This window comes from Micromonospora sp. NPDC047187, assembly GCF_040643355.1.
In the GTDB taxonomy this organism is placed as follows: Bacteria; Actinomycetota; Actinomycetes; order Mycobacteriales; family Micromonosporaceae; genus Micromonospora; species Micromonospora salmantinae.
Genome location: NZ_JBEYUF010000004.1, coordinates 233,777 through 252,140 on the forward strand (window position 1 = coordinate 233,777; position 18,364 = coordinate 252,140).

The 18,364-nt window shown below is 70.4% G+C and carries 15 protein-coding genes and 1 pseudogene; 8 read left to right on the top strand and 8 right to left on the bottom strand.

Features of this window, described 5'->3' with window-relative positions; translation table 11 throughout:
* Positions 1-115 precede the first annotated feature (115 nt).
* Positions 116-1,519, top strand: a complete 1,404-nt coding sequence (gene dnaB, locus ABZ794_RS10290; protein ID WP_210782054.1) for a replicative DNA helicase — start codon at positions 116-118, stop codon at positions 1,517-1,519.
* A 23-nt stretch (positions 1,520-1,542) separates the two neighbouring features.
* On the opposite strand, the gene ABZ794_RS10295 is transcribed toward dnaB, so the two are convergent.
* The 5 genes from ABZ794_RS10295 to ABZ794_RS10315 all read right to left on the bottom strand — a co-directional run bounded on the left by ABZ794_RS10295 (position 1,543) and on the right by ABZ794_RS10315 (position 7,340).
* On the bottom strand, positions 1,543-2,220 hold the full coding sequence (locus ABZ794_RS10295; RefSeq protein ID WP_357515127.1) for a maleylpyruvate isomerase N-terminal domain-containing protein: 678 nt from the start codon (positions 2,218-2,220) through the stop codon (positions 1,543-1,545).
* Positions 2,221-2,325: 105 nt separating this feature from the next.
* Positions 2,326-2,706 carry a zf-TFIIB domain-containing protein gene (locus tag ABZ794_RS10300; RefSeq protein WP_357515129.1) on the bottom strand — a complete coding sequence of 127 codons (381 nt, stop codon included), beginning with the start codon at positions 2,704-2,706 and terminating at the stop codon, positions 2,326-2,328.
* A gap of 22 nt (positions 2,707-2,728) precedes the next feature.
* Positions 2,729-3,361: a phosphoribosyltransferase gene (locus tag ABZ794_RS10305; protein ID WP_210782050.1), complete on the bottom strand. Its 633-nt coding sequence runs from the start codon at positions 3,359-3,361 to the stop codon at positions 2,729-2,731.
* 41 nt (positions 3,362-3,402) lie between these two features.
* On the bottom strand, positions 3,403-4,767 hold the full coding sequence (locus ABZ794_RS10310) for a glycosyltransferase family 87 protein (protein ID WP_357515133.1): 1,365 nt from the start codon (positions 4,765-4,767) through the stop codon (positions 3,403-3,405).
* Between the two features lie 50 nt (positions 4,768-4,817).
* Positions 4,818-7,340 (bottom strand): bifunctional diguanylate cyclase/phosphodiesterase, encoded by a 2,523-nt coding sequence (locus ABZ794_RS10315; RefSeq protein ID WP_357515136.1) that lies wholly within the window; start codon positions 7,338-7,340, stop codon positions 4,818-4,820.
* A gap of 825 nt (positions 7,341-8,165) precedes the next feature.
* Here ABZ794_RS10315 and ABZ794_RS10320 point away from each other — a divergent pair.
* The 6 genes and pseudogenes from ABZ794_RS10320 to ABZ794_RS10345 all read left to right on the top strand — a co-directional run.
* Positions 8,166-8,744 (top strand): annotated as a pseudogene (locus tag ABZ794_RS10320) (AfsR/SARP family transcriptional regulator); the annotation flags it as partial.
* 195 nt (positions 8,745-8,939) lie between these two features.
* Positions 8,940-11,180 (top strand): tetratricopeptide repeat protein, encoded by a 2,241-nt coding sequence (locus tag ABZ794_RS10325; RefSeq protein WP_357515306.1) that lies wholly within the window; start codon positions 8,940-8,942, stop codon positions 11,178-11,180.
* 262 nt (positions 11,181-11,442) lie between these two features.
* A complete protein-coding gene (gene moaC, locus ABZ794_RS10330) occupies positions 11,443-11,934 on the top strand; it encodes a cyclic pyranopterin monophosphate synthase MoaC (protein WP_210782042.1) in 492 nt (163 codons plus the stop codon).
* Positions 11,931-12,401: a MogA/MoaB family molybdenum cofactor biosynthesis protein gene (locus tag ABZ794_RS10335; protein ID WP_210782040.1), complete on the top strand. Its 471-nt coding sequence runs from the start codon at positions 11,931-11,933 to the stop codon at positions 12,399-12,401. The genes moaC and ABZ794_RS10335 overlap by 4 nt, the downstream gene beginning before the upstream one ends.
* A gap of 77 nt (positions 12,402-12,478) precedes the next feature.
* Positions 12,479-13,735: a molybdopterin molybdotransferase MoeA gene (locus tag ABZ794_RS10340; RefSeq protein WP_357515140.1), complete on the top strand. Its 1,257-nt coding sequence runs from the start codon at positions 12,479-12,481 to the stop codon at positions 13,733-13,735.
* Positions 13,732-14,160 (top strand): molybdenum cofactor biosynthesis protein MoaE, encoded by a 429-nt coding sequence (locus ABZ794_RS10345; protein ID WP_210782036.1) that lies wholly within the window; start codon positions 13,732-13,734, stop codon positions 14,158-14,160. The genes ABZ794_RS10340 and ABZ794_RS10345 overlap by 4 nt, the downstream gene beginning before the upstream one ends.
* 4 nt (positions 14,161-14,164) lie before the next feature.
* Here ABZ794_RS10345 and ABZ794_RS10350 read toward each other — a convergent pair whose 3' ends face one another.
* Together ABZ794_RS10350 and ABZ794_RS10355 are read right to left on the bottom strand one after the other, a co-directional pair.
* On the bottom strand, positions 14,165-15,631 hold the full coding sequence (locus tag ABZ794_RS10350) for a glycosyltransferase 87 family protein (protein ID WP_210782034.1): 1,467 nt from the start codon (positions 15,629-15,631) through the stop codon (positions 14,165-14,167).
* A 215-nt stretch (positions 15,632-15,846) separates the two neighbouring features.
* Positions 15,847-16,392, bottom strand: coding sequence for a DoxX family protein (locus ABZ794_RS10355; protein ID WP_112583895.1), 546 nt, complete (start codon positions 16,390-16,392; stop codon positions 15,847-15,849).
* Between the two features lie 133 nt (positions 16,393-16,525).
* Between ABZ794_RS10355 and ABZ794_RS10360 the strand changes: the two genes are divergently transcribed.
* Complete coding sequence (locus ABZ794_RS10360) at positions 16,526-17,074, top strand: N-acetyltransferase (RefSeq protein ID WP_091396674.1); 549 nt, start codon at positions 16,526-16,528, stop codon at positions 17,072-17,074.
* 24 nt (positions 17,075-17,098) lie between these two features.
* On the opposite strand, the gene ABZ794_RS10365 is transcribed toward ABZ794_RS10360, so the two are convergent.
* Positions 17,099-18,340, bottom strand: coding sequence for an ATP-binding protein (locus ABZ794_RS10365; protein WP_210782030.1), 1,242 nt, complete (start codon positions 18,338-18,340; stop codon positions 17,099-17,101).
* Between the last annotated feature and the right edge of the window lie 24 nt (positions 18,341-18,364).

Consider the following 18,364-nt stretch of genomic DNA (forward strand, 5'->3'; position numbering starts at 1 on the left):
TGGTTGGCCCTCGACCGCCGGCGATGGCCCCCGATCGACCGGCCCGGTCGGAGGAGAAGTGTCATACCCCAGCGGTAGAGCTGGGGTTGGATCCGGCGCAGTGGAGGGGGGACCCGTGTCGGTAACCGACGACATGCGGGCAGAGCCACGCTCGGGCGGAGGCCAGTCACCCGCACAGCGGGATGGCCAGTTCGACAAGACCCCGCCCCAGGACGTCGCGGCCGAGCAGTGCGTCCTCGGCGGCATGCTGCTCTCCAAGGACGCCATCGCCGACGTCGTCGAGATCCTCAAGACCAACGACTTCTACCGGCCGGTGCACGCCACCATCTTCGACATCATCCTCGACATCTACGGCCGGGGTGAGCCGGCCGACTCCATCACTGTCGCGGCGGCGCTCGCCGACTCCGGGGATCTGGTACGCATCGGTGGCGCGCCGTACCTGCACACACTCATCGCCAGCGTGCCCACCGCCGCCAACGCGGCGTACTACGCCCGCATCGTCAGCGAGCGGGCGGTGCTACGCCGACTGGTCGAGGCCGGCACGAAGATCGTGCAACTGGGCTACGGCACCGCCAGCGGGGGCAGCCGCGACGTGGACGACGTCGTCGACCTCGCCCAGCAGGCGGTCTACGACGTCACCGAACGGCGGGTCAGCGAGGACTTCGCGATCCTGGCCGACATGTTGCAGCCGACGCTGGACGAGATCGAGGCGGTGGGCGCGACCGGCGGCATGATGACCGGCGTTCCGACCGGCTTCAGCGACCTGGACCGACTGCTCAACGGCCTGCACGCCGGACAGTTGATCATCGTGGCCGGAAGGCCGGGTTTGGGCAAATCGACCGCGAGTATGGACTTTGCCCGAAATGCTGCTATTCGCGCCAACCAGGCGGCTGCCATCTTCTCGCTGGAAATGAGCAAGGTCGAGATCGTCATGCGGCTGCTCTCCGCTGAGGCGCGGGTGCCGCTGCACGTGCTGCGCAGCGGTCAGCTCTCCGACGACGACTGGACCAAGCTGGCCCGGTGCATGGGTGAGATCAGCGAGGCGCCGCTCTTCGTCGACGACACGCCGAGCATGAACCTGATGGAGATCCGGGCCAAGGCTCGGCGGCTCAAGCAGCGGCACGACCTCAAGATGATCGTGGTCGACTATCTCCAGCTGATGACCTCACCGAAGCGCACCGAGAGTCGCCAGCAGGAGGTCGCCGACCTGTCCCGTGGCCTCAAGCTGTTGGCCAAGGAGGTCGAGTGCCCGGTGATCGCGGTCAGTCAGCTGAACCGTGGCCCCGAGCAGCGCACCGACAAGCGACCCCAATTGTCCGACTTGCGTGAGTCTGGCTCAATTGAGCAAGATGCTGACGTTGTCATCCTTCTGCACCGCGACGACTACTACGACAAGGAGTCGCCGCGAGCCGGGGAGGCGGATTTTATTGTTGCCAAACATCGAAATGGACCCACCGACACCGTGACCGTCGCGGCCCAGCTGCACCTGTCCCGCTTCGTCGACATGGCCATCGGCTGACCGGCGCGGCGACCCGTCGTCGGTCAGCCGAGCAGTGGGAACCAGCCCGCCGACTCACCCAGTTCCAGTCGATCCCGGTCGGTCAGCGGAACGCGCCCGGTGGCCTTCAGCAGGAAGTCGTGGTCGTCCCACGCGCCGGGTCGAACGGTGTCGTCACTGAGCAGGCCGTCCATGGTCGCTACGGCGACGCGTACCGCCAGTGGGCCGGGCGGCGGCGCGTCGGGCAGTTCCAGCGTCAGGTCGAGGTGGTGGACGGCGGCCTCGGTGGTCAGGGTGGCGAGGAAATCGGGTACGCGCAGCACGTGTCCCTGGGTGGTCACGTACCCCTCGGGGTCGGCTGACGTGGCGGCGCGGACCGCCGCCGGCGCGGTGTCCCGCCAGAGCGCGACGATGCCGGTCGGGCGGTCGAAGGCGGCGGCCGATCGGCGGACCCACCAGGCTTGTCGGGTGGCGTTCTCATCATCGCCGGGGAAGTCACGCCAGTAGCTCACGTCGTCGACGTCGGCGGGGCCGTCGACAGGGCTGGCCAGGGTGACGAGTGCCCGCTGGGCGTCGCCGAGCACGTGCAGGAGCAGGTCGGCGATGACCCAGCCCCGGCAGCGGGTGGCTCGTTGCAGGCCGGCATCGTCCAGGCGACCGACCACCGCGGTGATCCCGTCGTACGCCTGGGTCAGCGCCTCGTCCGGTCGGATCGCGGTCATGCGATTCAGCCTCGCATGAAGCATCGCCCCCGCCAACGATCAATGGCCCGGGTGGTGTGCCCGGGCCGACGCGTGGATCGACCCGGGCGGAACGTCGGCTCCGGCTCAGCCGAACATGTCGTCGAGGAAGCCCTTGCGCTTCTTCTGCCGGTAGTGGCCGTGGTAGCCGTGGTGCTGTTGCTGCTGGTGGCCGTACGCCGGCTGCGGCGGGTAGCCGTGGGCGGGCGGGGGCGGCGGGACGGCGCCGTAACCGGGCTGGTGCGCCGGGGGCGGCGGGGGCGGGTAGCCGGCCGGCTGCTGCGCGGGCTGCCCTGGCGCGCCGCCGGCCTGTTGGCGGCTCCAGTTGGCCTCCGCCTCGAACAGCTTCTCCAGCTCGCCGCGGTCCAGGAAGATGCCTCGGCACTCCCCGCACTGGTCGATGACGACGCCGCTGCGCTCGTACTGGCGCATTTCTCCGTGACACTTGGGACAGGTGAGGCTACTCATCGCCCGACGGTACCCGGTATTTCTATGCAGTTGCTGTGAGCGCCTCGGTGACTTCTTCGTCGGACACCTCGTGGAAATCGTCGTAGTAGACGCTGACCGCGCCGAAATCCGCCGGGCGTTGCGCGCAGATGATCTGGTCGGCCTCGGCGGCGAGCAGTTCGTACGCCTCCTGCGCGCCGACCGGGACCGCGACGACGACGCGGTGTGCCCCGAGTTGGCGGACGACTTCGACGGCGACGCGGGCGGTTGCGCCGGTGGCGAGGCCGTCGTCGACGATCACGGCCGTCCGCCCGGTGAGGTCCAACTGTGGGCGGTCGCCCCGGTAGAGCCGTTCCCGGCGCTCCAGTTCGGCCTGCTCCCGGCGGCGCACCTCGGCGATGTCGTCGCTGCTGAGTCGGCTGGCCACCGCGTCGTTGAGCACCTGCACACCACCCGGCCCGAGTGCGCCGAAGGCGACCTCCCGGGCCCACGGCATGCCGAGCTTGCGGACGACCAGCACGTCCAGTGGTGCGCCGAGGCGTTCGGCGACGACCCGGGCGACCGGCACGCCGCCACGGACGAGGCCCAGGACGACGACGTCCGGTTCGCCGATGAGTGCGGTGAGCCGTTCGGAGAGCACCCGGCCGGCGTCGGCCCGGTCGAGGTACGTGGTCATGCCTTCAGGTCTACGCCCTGGCGCGCCGTTTCGCTCGGAAGTTACGCCGAAGTGGTCCGACCGGATCGCTCATCGGCAATCGCGGCGGTCGGTGTGTCGCTTGGTCGGCGTAGGGCGGGAGCCCAGGTCAGCAGGGCCAGCGGGTACAGCAGGTAGCCGAAGCGGGTCGAGGGCATCAGGGCGATGGCGGCGAGCAGCCCGTACCCGCAGATGAGCGCGGTGGCGACGGCGGTGCGGGGCGGGCGGCGGGCGAGCCGGACGGCGATGGCCACTCCGGCGGCGACCAGCAGCCCGGCGGCGATCAGCCGGCCGGCGGGTAGCGCGCTGGCGATCAGGTAGCCGGGGAACGGGGACTGTGCTGGGCTGGTGACCAGCCCGTGGCCGAGGGGGAAGCGCAGCACGTTCTCGGTGAGCGCGTCGCGGTCCACCAGCAGCGCCGGCAGTAGTGCGGCGATGGGCAGTCCGATCGCGCCGACGGCGACTCGGGTGCCGGCGCGTCGGGTCAGGCCCCAGACGATCAGGACCAGGGCTACCGGCCAGGCGAACAGCTTCAGCGCGCCGGCGAGTCCGACCGCGAGGCCGGCCCGGCCGGGTCGGTCGGCGGCGGCGAACGCGAGGGCAAGCAGGCAGAGCGCGAGTACGGGTAGGTCGTCGCCGCCGGTGGCGAGGGTGAGGGCACAGATCGGCAGTACGGTGGCGGCCTGCACGCCGCGCAGCAGGGCGGCGTCCCGTCGGTGGGTCGCGGCGGTGGTGGCCTGGCCGGCGGTGGCCTCGCCCGTGGTGGCCGGTGCTCCGCGCAGGGCGGCCACGGCCAGGGCGAGCGCCAGGGCGGTGCCCACCGCGAACCAGACCCGGGAGTCGGTCCACCAGGTGTCGAGCAGCGCCCTGGGCAGGCCGAACATCGCCATGCCGGGCTGGTACGGGGTGTAGCCCATCAGTTGCTCGCCCGGTGGCAGGGCGGCGATGGCGTCGGGTCCGAGGTACGGCGTGCCGTGTTCCAGGAGGCGGCTGCCGGCCTGCTCCACGACCAGCACCTCCTCCTGGGCCCGGTCGGTGCGCCCACCGGCCCGGTCGATGCTCTGCCAAGCCAGCGGCAGCAGTGTGGTGGTGGCCCAGGCGAGACCGGTGACCGCCCAGCGGGCTGGCAGACCGGTCAGCCGGGAGGTTGGAGAGCGTCGACGCAGCAGAAGTTGGGCGATCACCGTCAGCGTTGCCAGCAGGTAGCCGACGGTGGCGACCGCTCCCCAGGCGCGGTGCGGCAGCAGGGTGGACGTGACCGCGGTGATCGCGGCGAAGGTTGCCGACACCGCGTAGAGGCCCAGGTCGAGGGCGAGTCCGCCGGCGGCGTTGTCGAGCGTGCGCCAGTGCCAGCGACTGCGGTGGGCGGTCGGGTCGTCGACGATCACGCGCGACAGTCTGGCAGACCGGGCTGCCTGGGCAGCGGGGCGATGCCTGCTCAGGCGGGCAGGTGTGGCAGGCGGTCGGGCCTGGAGCGGCCGGCCTGGCGGCGGTTCTGGCTCAACCGGATCACCGCCCCGGTGTCGTGCAGCGGCGCGGCGAGGGCGCCCGGTCGGCCGCCCGAGCCGCGCTGCATCGCCGCGAGCAGGGTGCCGGACGGCATCGGCCGGGCGAACAGATGGCCCTGGCCGGCGACGCAGCCCAACTCCCAGAGGGCACGCCGCTGCGGCTCGCTCTCCACGCCCTCGGCCACCACGTCCAGGTCCAGGCTGCGGCCCAGGTCGAGGGTGGAGCGGATGACGGCGGCGGCCTCGGCCGAACTCTCCATCGTCGTCACGAAGCTCCGGTCGATCTTCAGCTCGTGAACCGGGATACGGGAGAGCAGCGAGAGGGAGGAGTAGCCGGTGCCGAAGTCGTCCAACGCCAACCGGACTCCCTCGTCGCGTAGCCGGCTGAGCACCCGGTCGACCACGTCGAGTTGGCTGAGGGTCAGCGTCTCGGTCAACTCCAGGACCAGCCGGTCGGGTGGTAGGTCGTGGGCTCTGAGGCGGGCCAGCACCGAGCCGGGGAACCGCGCGTCGAGCAGGCTGCGCGGGGACACGTTGACAGCGACCGGTACGTCGAAGCCGGCGTCGCGCCAACTCACCGCCGCGATCAGCGCCTGGTCGAGGATCGCTTCGGCGAAGGCCGGTAGCAGGCCGGACCGTTCCACCGCCTCCAGGAACCGCAGCGGGTCGATCAGGCCGTGGGTGGGGTGGTGCCAGCGGGCCAGCGCCTCAGCGCTGGTCACCTCACCGGTGCCGAGGTCGACGATCGGTTGGAAGTTGACGACGAACTCGTGGTCGGCGACCGCGCGCGGCAGGTCACCGCCCAGGGTGAGGCGACCGAGGTCGGCGGTGTCGCGGGTCGGGGCGTACGTGGCGATCCGCTGCCCGGCCCGCTTCGCCTGGTACATGGCCACGTCGGCGCGGCGCAGCAACTCGGCCATGCCGCCGTTGGACGGGGCGCCGGAGATCCCGCCGCTGGCTTCGACACTGATTCGCATGCCGTCCAACTCGAACGGCTCGTGCAGGGTGGCGAGCAGCGTCTCGGCCCGGTGCGCGGCGACCGCCGGGGCCGGCAGACCGCGCATGAGTACGGCGAACTCGTCGCCGCCGAGGCGGGCCACCAGGTCGCTCGGCTGGGCCGCACCCCGCAACCGGTCGGCCACCTGCACCAGCACCTGGTCGCCGGCGGCATGCCCGAGCGTGTCGTTGACTTCCTTGAAATGGTTGAGGTCGATCAGCACCAGCGCGGTCACCCCGTCGGCATGGCGGGTGCTCAACTGTTCGGTGCCCTCGTCGAGGAGGTGCCGGCGGTTGGCCAGGCCGGTCAGCGCGTCGTGCGAGGCCGCGTACGCGTGCTCGTCGGCGACCCGGGCCAGTTCGGCGTACGCCTGGGCGTTGCGGACGGCGGTGCAGAGCGCGGAGGCGAAGGTGCGCAGGGTGTACTGCTCCCGCTCGGAGAGCTGCACCGGGCCGCGGAAGCGCAGTCGAAGCATGCCGACGTCGACCGTCCGGTCGTGGCCTTCCAGCGGCGCGGGGACGATAGTGCCGTCCACGTCGGTGGGCGTGCCGGTCGGGCCGTCGAAGGTGATACCGCCGGTGCCGCCGCGTACGGTGCGGCCGCCGTCGCGCAGCTCGATCTCGACCTCGTCGGCGGAGAACAACTCGGCGGCCTGGGTGACGGCTGTGGTGAGGACGTTGTCCAGGTCGACCACGTTGAGCGCGTCGGTGGTGCGGGCCAGCCGCTGCCACGCCTGCTGCTCGGTGCGGCCTCTGATGCGCGCGGAGTAGGCGAGGTGCAGGCTCAGGACCAGGGGTGGGACGGCGAGCAGGAGCCGGGGGTCCATCTGGAGGGTAAGCAGGGTCAGGGCCGCCACCACGAACCGGACCGCGTAGCCGGCCAGGCGAAGATCCAGGTTGCTGCGGAACTGGGTCGAGATCTTGGTGCCGGAGGCGAGCGCGATAACGGGGATCGCCAGCACCTCGTCGAGGAAGGCAGCGAGGAGGTACCCGACCGACAGGATCCCCACCAGCTGCGGGGCCTGCATGGCAGGCCAGGTCCAACCGAGCAGTGCGAAGGCGATGCCTGCCCCGGCCGCGACGAGGATGTTCTTGCCAACGCCGAAGGCCAGCTTGATCGGTGGTAGACGGGCCGAGGCGATGGTGATCCCGATGCAGGTGCAGAGCACCACCCATGGAATGGGGGCAATGGCGGCCGCGATGACGATCGCCGCCTCGCTCCAACTGATCAGGTGCACCGTGGACCGGACACGTACGCGCGTCTTGACGAACGCACCCAACGCGATCATGGCGGTGAGCGTTACCAGGGTTGCTCCGTCGGGTGTCGGAGCATCGGCCGCGGGGAAGGTCAGTCTCAGGGAGGCGAGCGCAACGATCGTGGCAGCAACGACGAGGAGACCGACGATCAGCCGTAGCCGTCGATCGGTCCCGTCATCGCGTCGTTGTGAAGAGGCCACGCAACTCCTGGATTACCTCGCCTGTCGTTCTCGCAACCATATCGCCGAGCGATGCAGAAGTCCTGCACCGATGTCAGCCCCACTCGTTTCCGCGCATTTCACCCACCCTCTCCTTCGTGTGGATGTCGGGCTTCGTTGGCGCCGACTCTCTACGAATGGAGCTTAAATGGGTTTGGCCCTAGTTAGGGATGATAAATGTCGTTATCCTCAACATTAGTTAATCCTGTCCGCATAAGTGACATTCTGTTTGCGTTCCGGTGCGGAGAGCGCTGGGATGCTCGCCTGTTGCATCCGGTCCGTTGCGGAATGTCGCGAGCCGTGCCGACTGATTAGACCGCGCCCTCAGTGTGGGTGCTGCGGTGCCGCAACTCATCCGCCGATTCGGTCAACCGCTCCTCAACTTCAGCCAGGAGTCCCCTTCGTCGACTGTGGGCGCAACCGTTCGCAGATGAACATTGATGATGGTGGCACTCCCCGGGGCCGTTCCCGGCGTCGGGGCCGAGGGGGCGGTGCCGAAACTCGCTTTCGCTCCTTCTTTCGATGCTGCGGTTGGAGTCGCGAACGCTGAGGCGGCAGATGGTTCTTGCAATGTTCGCATTGCACTCGTCGGCGCCGTCACAGCGGATGGCCGCGGGAGCGTTCACATCGGCGGCTTGATGGCATCGGGCGTTACATCAGGTGCCCGTAAGCTTCGTTCCGTGATCGGCTGAATACCCCGCTGAAGCAGGGGGACGGGTGGAGATTCAACTTCTGGGCGGCCTCTCGGTGCAACTGCTTGCTCGCAAGCTGCACCTGGGTACGCCCAAACAGCAGGCTGTCCTCGCGATGCTCGCGGTCCAACCCGGGCAACTGGTGACCCTCAACGACCTGGTCGACGAGCTGTGGCCGGACGGTCCGCCGCGCTCCGCAGTGGCGAACGTACGGACCTACGCCGCCAATCTGCGCCGAACCTTCGAGGCTTTCCAGTCTGGTCGGGGCGTCCTCGTTAGACAGCAGAGCGGCTACCGGCTCACCCTTGGGCCGGAAGCTATTGACGTGTTTCGCTTCGAGATGGAGTGCGTAGCGGGTCGCGAAGCCCTGATAGCCGGCCACGTCGACCGCGCTCTGGAACGGTTGGGGTCCGCCGTGGCGCGCTGGCGGGGTGCGATGCTCGCCGGCATAACGCTCGGGCCTGTGCTCGGCGCGCGCGTGATGGCCGCCGAGGAGGGACGCCTGCTGGCCGTGGAACTCCTTGCCGACGCGCAGCTCAGGGCGGGACGGGGCGACCAGGCGATCCCCCTGTTGCGGGAGGTCATCGCCCGTCATCCCCTCCGGGAACCGGCGTACGTTCTCCTCGCGCGGGCGCTGCACGAGCGCGGCGACCACGCGGGTGCGCTCGTCACGTACGACGAGGTTCGGGCGAAGCTGATGGCCGAACTCGGCGTCCTCCCGGGTTCCGACCTCCAGGCTCTCCACCGCACGATCGTTTCGGCGGTGCCATCCCGGCCGCCGGCGAACCGCGCCGCATCCCGTCCGGCTGGCCAGAGCGCCCGTCGTGTTTCGAACCCAACTTCCACAGTCGATGTCCCGGTCTCCGCAAGAGCGCCTCAGCCCGACCTGGTGGATCACCTCCCCCGAGCGGTCACCGACTTCGTCGGCAGGGAGGACGTGGTGTCGCGACTGCTGGCGGAGACCAGGCGGATCGAAGAGCGGGTGCCAGCCGTGCACATCATCGACGGCATGGCGGGTAGCGGCAAGACGACCCTCGCCGTGCATCTGGCCCGCCGGCTGTCCGATCGATACCCGGACGCCGCGCTGTTTATCGACTTGTGCGGGCACGGCGAGAAGAACCGGGTGGAGCCGGCGAGTGCTCTGGCCTCGCTGCTACGACAGATGGGCGTTCCGGCTGGCCGTGTGCCGGTGGAGTTCGACGACAGGGTGGAGTTGTGGCGGCAGGAACTGGCACGTCGGCGATCAGTGATAGTGCTCGACAACGCGGCGAGCAGCGAGCAGATCATGCCCCTGCTGCCGGTCGAGCCGACCACCGTCGTGCTGGTGACCTCACGGCGGCGTCTGACCCACCCGGATGTCGGGCCCTCGCAGACGCTCCCGCTCCTCAACCCCCGGGAGAGCTTGGAACTCCTCAGCCTGAGTGTCGGTCGGGACAGGATCGAAGCCGAATCGGATGCGGCCGCCGAAGTGGTGCGCCGGTGCGGGTACCTCCCACTGGCGATCCGGCTGGCGGGTGCCAGGCTGGCGCATCGGCGCGGCTGGCGGTTGGCGGACCTTGCCGGGCAGATGGCCGGCGAGGTTCCGGTGCTGCACCATCTGGCCCAGGAAGAGAGCACCGTCACCGGGGCCTTCGCCGCTTCCTACGAGCCTCTTCCGAGTTCGACCAAGCGTGTCTTCCGATTCCTGGGCCTGTATCCCGGTAGCCGCTTCAGCACACCGGCAGTAGCAGCGCTGACCGGTCTGACGATCGCGGAAGCTCGCGCGGCGCTCGACGACCTCGTCGACAGGAACCTGGTGGAGGATCTGGACTCGACGCGATATCGACTGCACGACCTCATGCGGCAGTACTCCATCGAACTGTGTTCGCGCACCGACTCCGCGAGCGACCGAAAGGCCGGGCTGGAAAACCTGTTCGATTTCACCCTGGAGATGGCACTGAGGGTCGCCAAGACGCTGGAGTTCAACGACCTGGGATCTCGCGTCACACATCTTCCGTTCGCGCGACCCGAGTTGATCGACGCGATCGGGGAGCCCACCGCCGACTGGTTGGAGACGGAGCGGACGGACCTGGTGACGATGGTGAGGTCAGCACTTGATGAGGGCTTCCACGAGCACTCCTGGCGACTGGCCCGCGCTCTCTGGCGATTGTGTTACATCCGCGGGTACTTCGAGGACATCATCACGACCCACCGGCACGCGCTGACCGCAGCGGAGGCATCCGGGGACGTCGGCGCAATGGCATTGATGAACAACTACCTCGCTTCCGGATACGTTCGGACCGGCGACAACCGGGCAGCGCTGCACCATCTGACCCGCGCTGTCGCCCTTGCCGGAGAGTCGCGGGACGCGCTGAACGCGGCTCGATACCGCGCCAATCTCGCCGCCGTCTACTGGTGGAGCGGCAATCTGGCCGAAGCGGTGACGGTCGGTCTGGAGTGCCTGCGTGACTACAAGGGGTACGGCAACGTCAGGGTGCCGATGGTGCTGCCGAATCTCGGCATCGCACTGACGGCCCTGGGCCGTTACGAGGAGGCGCTGCGGATCCACCGCCTGCACCTGGCGTGGGCCCGAACGAACTCCGACGAGTTCCACACCCTCAACGCTCTCAGCCACATCGGCGCCGTACGCCTCCGGATGGGTGATCTTCCGCAGGCGATCCGAATTCTCCTGGCCTCCTTGGCCCTGCGCGATCGCACTGGCCACCGGTACGCCGAGGCCGAGGTGCGCAACGACCTCGGGATCGCCTATCGCGGTCTGGGTCGTCTGGTGGAGGCCCAGCAGGAGCACGAGTTGGCCCGGAAGCTGTCGATCGGTTCGGGGGAGCGACACGTCGAGGCGGCTGCGCTCAACGAACTCGGGCGCACCCTGCTGGCGCAGGGGCGAGGTGGCGAGGCGTTCGAGGTGCACCAGGAGGCGTTGCGGTTGGCCACTCGGATCGCGCACCCCCACGAGCAGGGTCGAGCGTTGGCAGGGCTCGCCGAACACTTCGCCCGCATCGACCCGGCCGAGGCTCGACGGCACTGGGAGCGGGCGTTGGCGATCTTCCGACGGATGGGCGTGCCGGAGCGCTTCGAGGCCGAACGTCGCCTCGCCGAGTTGACTGGCGCGACGGTGGTCGCAGAGCGCTGACCAGCCTGAACGGCGCTTATCGATTTCTTATCGGCACGCCCGGTAACCTACCGGCCGTATCGACGAACGGGGGAGGTTCTGCCCCTGGGCAGAACCGGGTCGTCGACACGCGCCCGCTGCTGGGTCCCCCCAGCGACCTTGGTGGTGGGCTGGTGAGGGAGGAGCGGCGTCGGGGCAGTTGCGCCGTCAGCACCCGGTGCGGTCGCCAGCGCGACGCCGCTCCTTCCGACCGCCGTCGTACCGCACCGATAGGCTCACGACCGTGACCGAACCCGCGCAGCTCAGCCACGTCGATCGCGCCGGCGCGGCCCGCATGGTCGACGTCTCCGCCAAGGCGGTGACGGGTCGGTTGGCCGTCGCGGCCGGCCGTCTGCGGACCACGCCCGAGGTCATCGACCTGCTGCATCGCGACGGGCTACCCAAGGGTGACGCGTTGGCCGTCGGGCGGCTGGCCGGGATCATGGGGGCCAAGCGCACTCCTGACCTGATTCCGCTCTGTCACCCGATCGCCCTGCACGGCGTCACCGTCGACCTGCGGTTGACCGCCGACACCGTGGAGATCACGGCCACTGCCCGCACGGCGGACCGGACGGGGGTGGAGATGGAGGCACTGACGGCGGTTGCTGTCGCGGGTCTCGCCCTGGTCGACATGGTCAAGGCGGTCGACCCGGCGGCCTCGGTGGAGGCGGTCCGGGTGCTGCGCAAGGAGGGCGGCAAGACCGGCGAGTGGGTTCGGCCGGAGGACCGGCAGTGATCCGGGCTCGGGTGATCGTCGCTTCCAATCGGGCCGCGGCCGGTGTCTACGCCGACACCAGCGGGCCGCTGCTCGTCGCCGGCCTGCGGGAGCTGGGCTGTCAGGTCGACGACCCGGTGGTGGTGCCCGACGGTGAGCCGGTCGGCGACGCTTTGCGGGCCGCCCGCGCCGACGGTGTCGAGGTGGTGCTGACCAGCGGTGGCACCGGAGTGACCCCGACGGATCAGACCCCGGACGTGACCCGGGGCCTGCTGGATTACGAGATCCCCGGCATTGCGGAGGCTATCCGCGCGCACAGTCGTGATCGCGTGCCGACGTCGGTGCTGTCCCGGGGCCTGGCCGGGGTCGCCGGTCGGATGCTGGTGGTCAATCTGCCCGGCTCGACCGGCGGTGCCCGGGATGGCCTGGCCGTTCTCGGGCCGATCCTCGGCCACACCGTCGACCAGCTCCGCGGCGGGGACCACTGACCGCTCCGCGGTGGCGACCACTGGCCGGTGCGCGCCAGGCCCGGGCGGGTGTCGGTCCGTGCCGATAGGCTCGGTCGGTGAGCACGGAAACCGCACCCACAGCGGATCGGGTCACCGCACCCCCACCAGCCGGGTGGGAAGAAGCCCGCTCGCGGGTCTACGCGGTCGGTCTGGCCGCCGCGCTGCCCGCCGCCGCCCGACCACTTGTCGACACCGACGGGTCGACCCTGGCCGAGCCGTTGACCACCCGCACCGACCTGCCGGCGTTCCCGACCTCCAGCGTGGATGGCTGGGCGGTGCGCGGCAGCGGGCCGTGGCGCGTCGTCGGCCGGGTCCTGGCCGGCAGCACCCCCGCGCCGCTCACCGAGGACGACACCACCGTCGAGATCGCGACCGGTGCGATGGTGCCCGAGGGCGCCACCGCCGTGCTGCGGGTGGAAGAGTCGACGAGCGCTGACGGCCTGGTCACCGGTGTTCCCCGGGAGACACCCGAGTGGCGGAACCCCGGCGAGGAGGCGTACGCCGATGAGGAGCTGTTGCCCGCCGGCACGCCGGTCGACCCGGCGGTGATCGGCCTGGCCGCCGCCTGCGGGCACGACACGCTGCGGGTCCGACGGGCGCCGCGCGCCGCGCTGCTGGTCTTCGGCGACGAGTTGCTGACGGCGGGCCCGCCCGCGGCCGGTCGCATCCGCGACGCGCTGGGCCCCGCGGTCCCGGCCTGGCTGCGGCGCTACGGCTGCCAGGTCCGCCCGTCCGACGTGGTCGGCCCGGTGGCCGACACGCTGCCCGCGCACGTGGCGGCCCTACGCTCGGCGCTGGGCCACGCCGATCTGGTCTGCACCACCGGCGGCACGATGAACGGCCCGGTCGACCACCTGCACCCGACCCTGGAGGCGCTCGGCGCCGACTACGTGGTCAACACGGTGGCGGTCCGCCCGGGCTTCCCCATGCTGCTGGCCCGGCTGACCGGCCCCGACGGGCGAGCCCGGTTCGTGGCCGGGCTGCCGGGCAACCCGCAGTCCGCCATCGTCGCGCTGGTGTCGCTCGTCGCCCCGCTGCTCGCCGGCCTCCAGGGCCGGTCGATGCCGGTGCTGCCCCAGGTCACGTTGGCCGAGGCGGTGCCCGGTCGCGGTGACCACACCCACCTGGCGTTGGTCCGACTGGACCGGTCCGCCGGCGTCGCGTTCCCGGTCCGTCACGTCGGCTCGGCGATGCTGCGGGGCCTGGCCGGCGCGGACGGGTTCGCGGTCATCCGATCCGGCACCAGCGGCGAGCCGGGCGACCGGGTTCCGATCGTGCCACTGCCGTTGTTTCCCGGGGAGCGTGCGTCGTGACCGCACCAGCGATCACCTTCGGCGAGGTCACCGACCAGCCGCTCGACCTCGCCACGCACGAGGCGGCGGTCGCCGACCGCCGGGCCGGCGCCGTGGTGTCCTTCCAGGGCGTCGTCCGCGACCACGACCACGGTCGCCAGGTCACCAGCCTGGAGTACGAGGGCCACCCCAGCGCCGCACAGGTGCTGCGCGAGGTGGCCGCCGAGATCGCCGCGGAGCCCGACGTCTACGCGGTGGCGGTATCGCACCGGGTCGGCCCCCTGGTCATCGGTGACGTGGCGCTCGTCGCTGCGGTGAGCACCGCGCACCGGGCGGCGGCCTTCGCGGCCTGCGCCCGACTGGTCGACGAGGTCAAGGCGCGACTGCCGATCTGGAAGCGGCAGGTCTTCACCGACGGCACCGACGAATGGGTCAACTGCCCCTGACCGCTCAGCGGCGGCCGTTGACCACCACGGCCCGGGCGAGCCGGTCGCCGTAGAACGCCGGCTCCGCGCCTGGACGCCAGGGCAGCGCGGCGACCAGGACGATCAGCGCGAGGGCGAGCGAGTTTTCCATCAGTGCCCCGAACAGGCCGTCCTGGTAGTGCGACATCTCCGGCAGTTGGTGTTCGTACGGCCAGATCGGAGAGATCAGGAAGAGCAGGTAGAGCCCGATCGCGGCGAAGCCGTGGCGGAGCCCGGTCAGCGTCGGGTACCAGATCGGCGGGCGGAGCCCGTTGACCCCGGGTAGACCGCCGAAGGCCGGCCCCTGGCCGGTGCGCTGCGGCATCCCCCGGCTCGCCTCGCGGCGACGCACGGCGGCGTCGGCCAGCACGATGATCGCCGGGATCACCCAGACCAGGTGGTGGGTCCAGGAGATCGGGCTGATCACGTTCGCGGTGAGACCGACCAACGTGAAGGCGGTCAGCTCGTCACCGTCGGCGCGGGAACTGGCCGCCCGGGACAGGCCCAGCGCCAGGACCAGCACCGAGAAGGCGAGCCACAGCAGCCCCGGGGTCTCGATCGAGTCGTACAGCCGGGCGAGCAGGCCGGCGAGGGACTGGTTGGGCGTCATGTCCGCCGCGCCGACCCGTTCGGTCTGCCACAGCACGCTGCCGAAGTAGGTCCGCGACTCGTCACCGACGATTGCGAAGGTTCCCACCGTCACGCCGATCGTGGTGCCGATGGCGGTGGCCGCCACCCGCCACTGACGGGTGATCAGCAGGTAGGCGATGAACAGCGCCGGGGTGAGCTTGACCGCTGTGGCGAGGCCGATACCGGCCCCCGCCCAGGCCCCGCCGTAGATGAAGCGCAGCAGCGGGCCGTCGGTGGCGGCGTAGTGGGTGCCCCGGCGGGACCGCCAGCGAAGGCCGATCAGGTCAGCCATGATCAGGGCGAACAGCAGGATGTTGACCTGGCCGTAGCCGAGGGTCTCCCGAGCTGGCTCGATGGCGACCGCGAGCGGCACCGCCAGGGCCACCGTGAACCACAGTGGCCACCCGAGTCGATCCACGATGGGTCGGAGCAGCCCGGCCAGCACCAGCGCCAGGGCGGCGATGCTGGCGGCGGCGTTGACCAGGCCGGCCGCGCCGATCGGCAGCTGCGCCATCGGCAGCATGACCAGCCCGGCGAAGGGCGGATAGGTGAACCCGAGTGTGGTTTCGGGCGCGATGAACTCGTAGAGCTCGTGACCGCTCGCCCACCACACCACGGCACCGTGGTAGATCTTCATGTCGAAGAAGTTGTACGGCCGCCCGAAGGTGCCGATGGCAAGCCATGCGGCATAGGCGACGGCGGCCACTATGGCGCCCCGTACGACGTTTCTGCGATCGATCCCGCGCGTCACACGGTCGATGCCGCGTGACACACGTTGGATTGGGGCGAGGCGGTCCGCCCGTCTACCGACATCCGTCGGCATGGCGTGGCCACCCCCGTACCAAGGTCGTCCTACCCGTCCAGGTCCTGCACGGAGCCTAGAACGGCGCCTCACGTCAGTGCCTCCCGCGTTATGCGACCGTGTCCGATCCCACACATGTTTTTGACATTTCCACCGCGTTAACGCCTACCGGGTGGTTCAGGTAATTCGTGGCCTTAGCGAGGGGTGGGGGTGGGACGCAGACGGATCGACGCAGGTCAGCCGGGGAGTCGACGTGCGGTGGACGCGGAGCGGACGGCGATTCGGGCCTCGCGGCGGGCCGTTCGGACGGCGCGTTGCATGGAACGTCGAGAGTGGCCGATGCGGTGGCCCGTCCGCCACCGCAGACCCGGCTTGCCGCCGGTGTCCGCCGCGGCGAGCAGCAGACCGCCGAGGAGCCCGAGATTCTTCAGGACGTGAATCTGATTGTTGTTCTTGGCGATCGGGTCGTCGTTGTTCCAGAAGGGATGCCCGGCGATGGTCACTGGCACCAGCGTGCCGGCCAGAACCAGCGCCGCGGGTCGACTGAACCGGCCGGTGGCCAGCATCAGACCGGCGCTGACCTGCACGGCCGCGTTGAGCCGGATCAACGTCTCGGTCTCGGTGGGGAAGCTCGGGTGTGCCTTCTTGAGCACGGGTGCGACCTTGTCGGTCACCGGTTTGGCGGCCACCGCGAGCCGACCGGGGTCGCGTAAGTTGCGATACCCGCTGACCACGAAGATGCCGCTCAGCATGGCGCGGGCGAGGGAGCGTACGGGCGTCATGGATCAGTCATACCCCGTCGCGACGTTTGCTACCCCGTCAACCGCAGGATCGGATTGGTGTTCGTACACGTACGCCACGCCGAATCGAGCGACCGTCACGGATGGACGGGCGCTGGCGGGTAACGTCGCGCGGGTGACCACGCTGCGGCTACGCCCCGAGGACCCGGCCGACGCCGGCCCGGTCCGCCGCGTACTGGCCGCCGCCTTCGCCCGCCCGGACGTGGCGACGCCACCCGAGGTCAGCCTCGTCGACGAGCTACGCGACACCACCGCCTGGTTGCCGGAGTTGGCCATGGTCGCCGAGTACGGCGGTGAGGTGGTCGGCTACGCGCTGCTCACCCGGGTGCGGCTGCGGCCGGAGCGAGGCTCGGACGTGCCCGTCCTGGCCCTCGGCCCGGTGGCGGTCGCGCCGCACCGACAGCGTGTCGGGCACGGCACGGCGGTCGTGCAGGCCGCCCTGGACGCCTCCACCGAGCTGGGCGAGCGGCTCGTCGTCGTCCTCGGTGCCCCGGTCTTCTACCGCCGGTTCGGGTTCGGCCCGGCGAGTGAACTGGGCCTGACCGGCCCGTGGGCCGGCCTCGGTGAACCCTGGCAGGCGCTGGTGCTGCCGCCGTCCACCAGCGAGGAGGGCCCCCCGCCTCGCGGTGAGGTGCTCTTTCCGGCGCCCTGGTCGAAGGTCTGACCGGGTCGACGCGATCGGCGGGGGTCAGGCCGGCTGTGTCCGCAGGTACCGGCCGAAGTGCGGGACGGTGAAGGCGACGGTGCCCCGCTCACCGGAGTAGATCAGCCCCTTCTTGATCAGCGCGTCCCGGGCCGGGGACAGACTGGCCGGCTTGCGGCCGAGGGCACGGGCGATCTCCGCGGTGGGCACCGCGGCGTCCATGTCGTCGCGGACCACCGCGCCGGGCTCGCCCTCGACCGCGGACATCATGGCCATCGCCCGCATGTACTCGCGTTCGGCGGGAGTGGCCCGTTCGAACCGGGAACCGAAGAACCCGACCGCCAGCTCGGCCTCCGCCTCGGGCGCGGCGACCCGCACATCGGCGGCGGTGATCGGCGAGCGTGGGGCGTGGTCCCAGGTGGCCTTGCCGTACGCCTGGACGAAGTAGGGATAGCCGCCGGACTTCTCGTAGAGCAGGTCGAGTGCCTTCGGCTCGTACTCGACCTCCTCGCGCTCGGCGGGCGCGCAGAGCGCCCGGTCGGCGGCGATCCGGTCGAGCCGGTCGATGCGTTGATAGCGGAACAACCGTTCGGAGTACGACTTGGCGGCGCTGAGCACGGCCGGCAGGTGCGGAAGGCCGGCGCCGACGACGATCAGCGGCGCGCCGAGCTGGGACAGCTCGTGGCAGGCGGCGCAGAGCGCCGACACGTCCTCCGGGCCGAGATCCTGCATCTCGTCGATGAAGATGGCGATGCCGGTGCCGACGTCACTGGCCACGGCGGCGGCGTCACTGAACAGCTCGACCAGGTCGATCTCGATGTCGCCGGAGTCGGCTCGGCCGCTGGCGGCCGGCACGTCGATGCCGGGCTGCCACCGGTCGCGCAGCTTGGTGGCGGCACCGGCCCGGCCGGTCGGGTTGGATCGTTGGGCGAACGCCTTGAGGACGCCGAGGAACGCGTCGATCCGGTCCGGTGCGCGGTGGCGGGGGGCGAGCTCCCGGACCGCCATGTGCAGTGCGGCGGCGACCGGTCTGCGCAACGACTGGTCGGGTCGAGCCTCGATCTTGCCGCTGCCCCAGAGTCGGTTGATCGCCTGCGACCGGAGCGTGTTGAGCAGGACCGTCTTGCCGACGCCACGCAGCCCGGTGAGCATCAGGCTGCGCTCGGGACGACCCCGGGCGATGCGTTCGAGCACGATGTCGAAGACGTCCAGCTCCCGCCCCCGCCCGGCAAGTTCGGGCGGACGCTGACCGGCGCCCGGCGCGTACGGGTTGCGGACCGGATCCACGCATCGCAGATTATCGGGCCATCT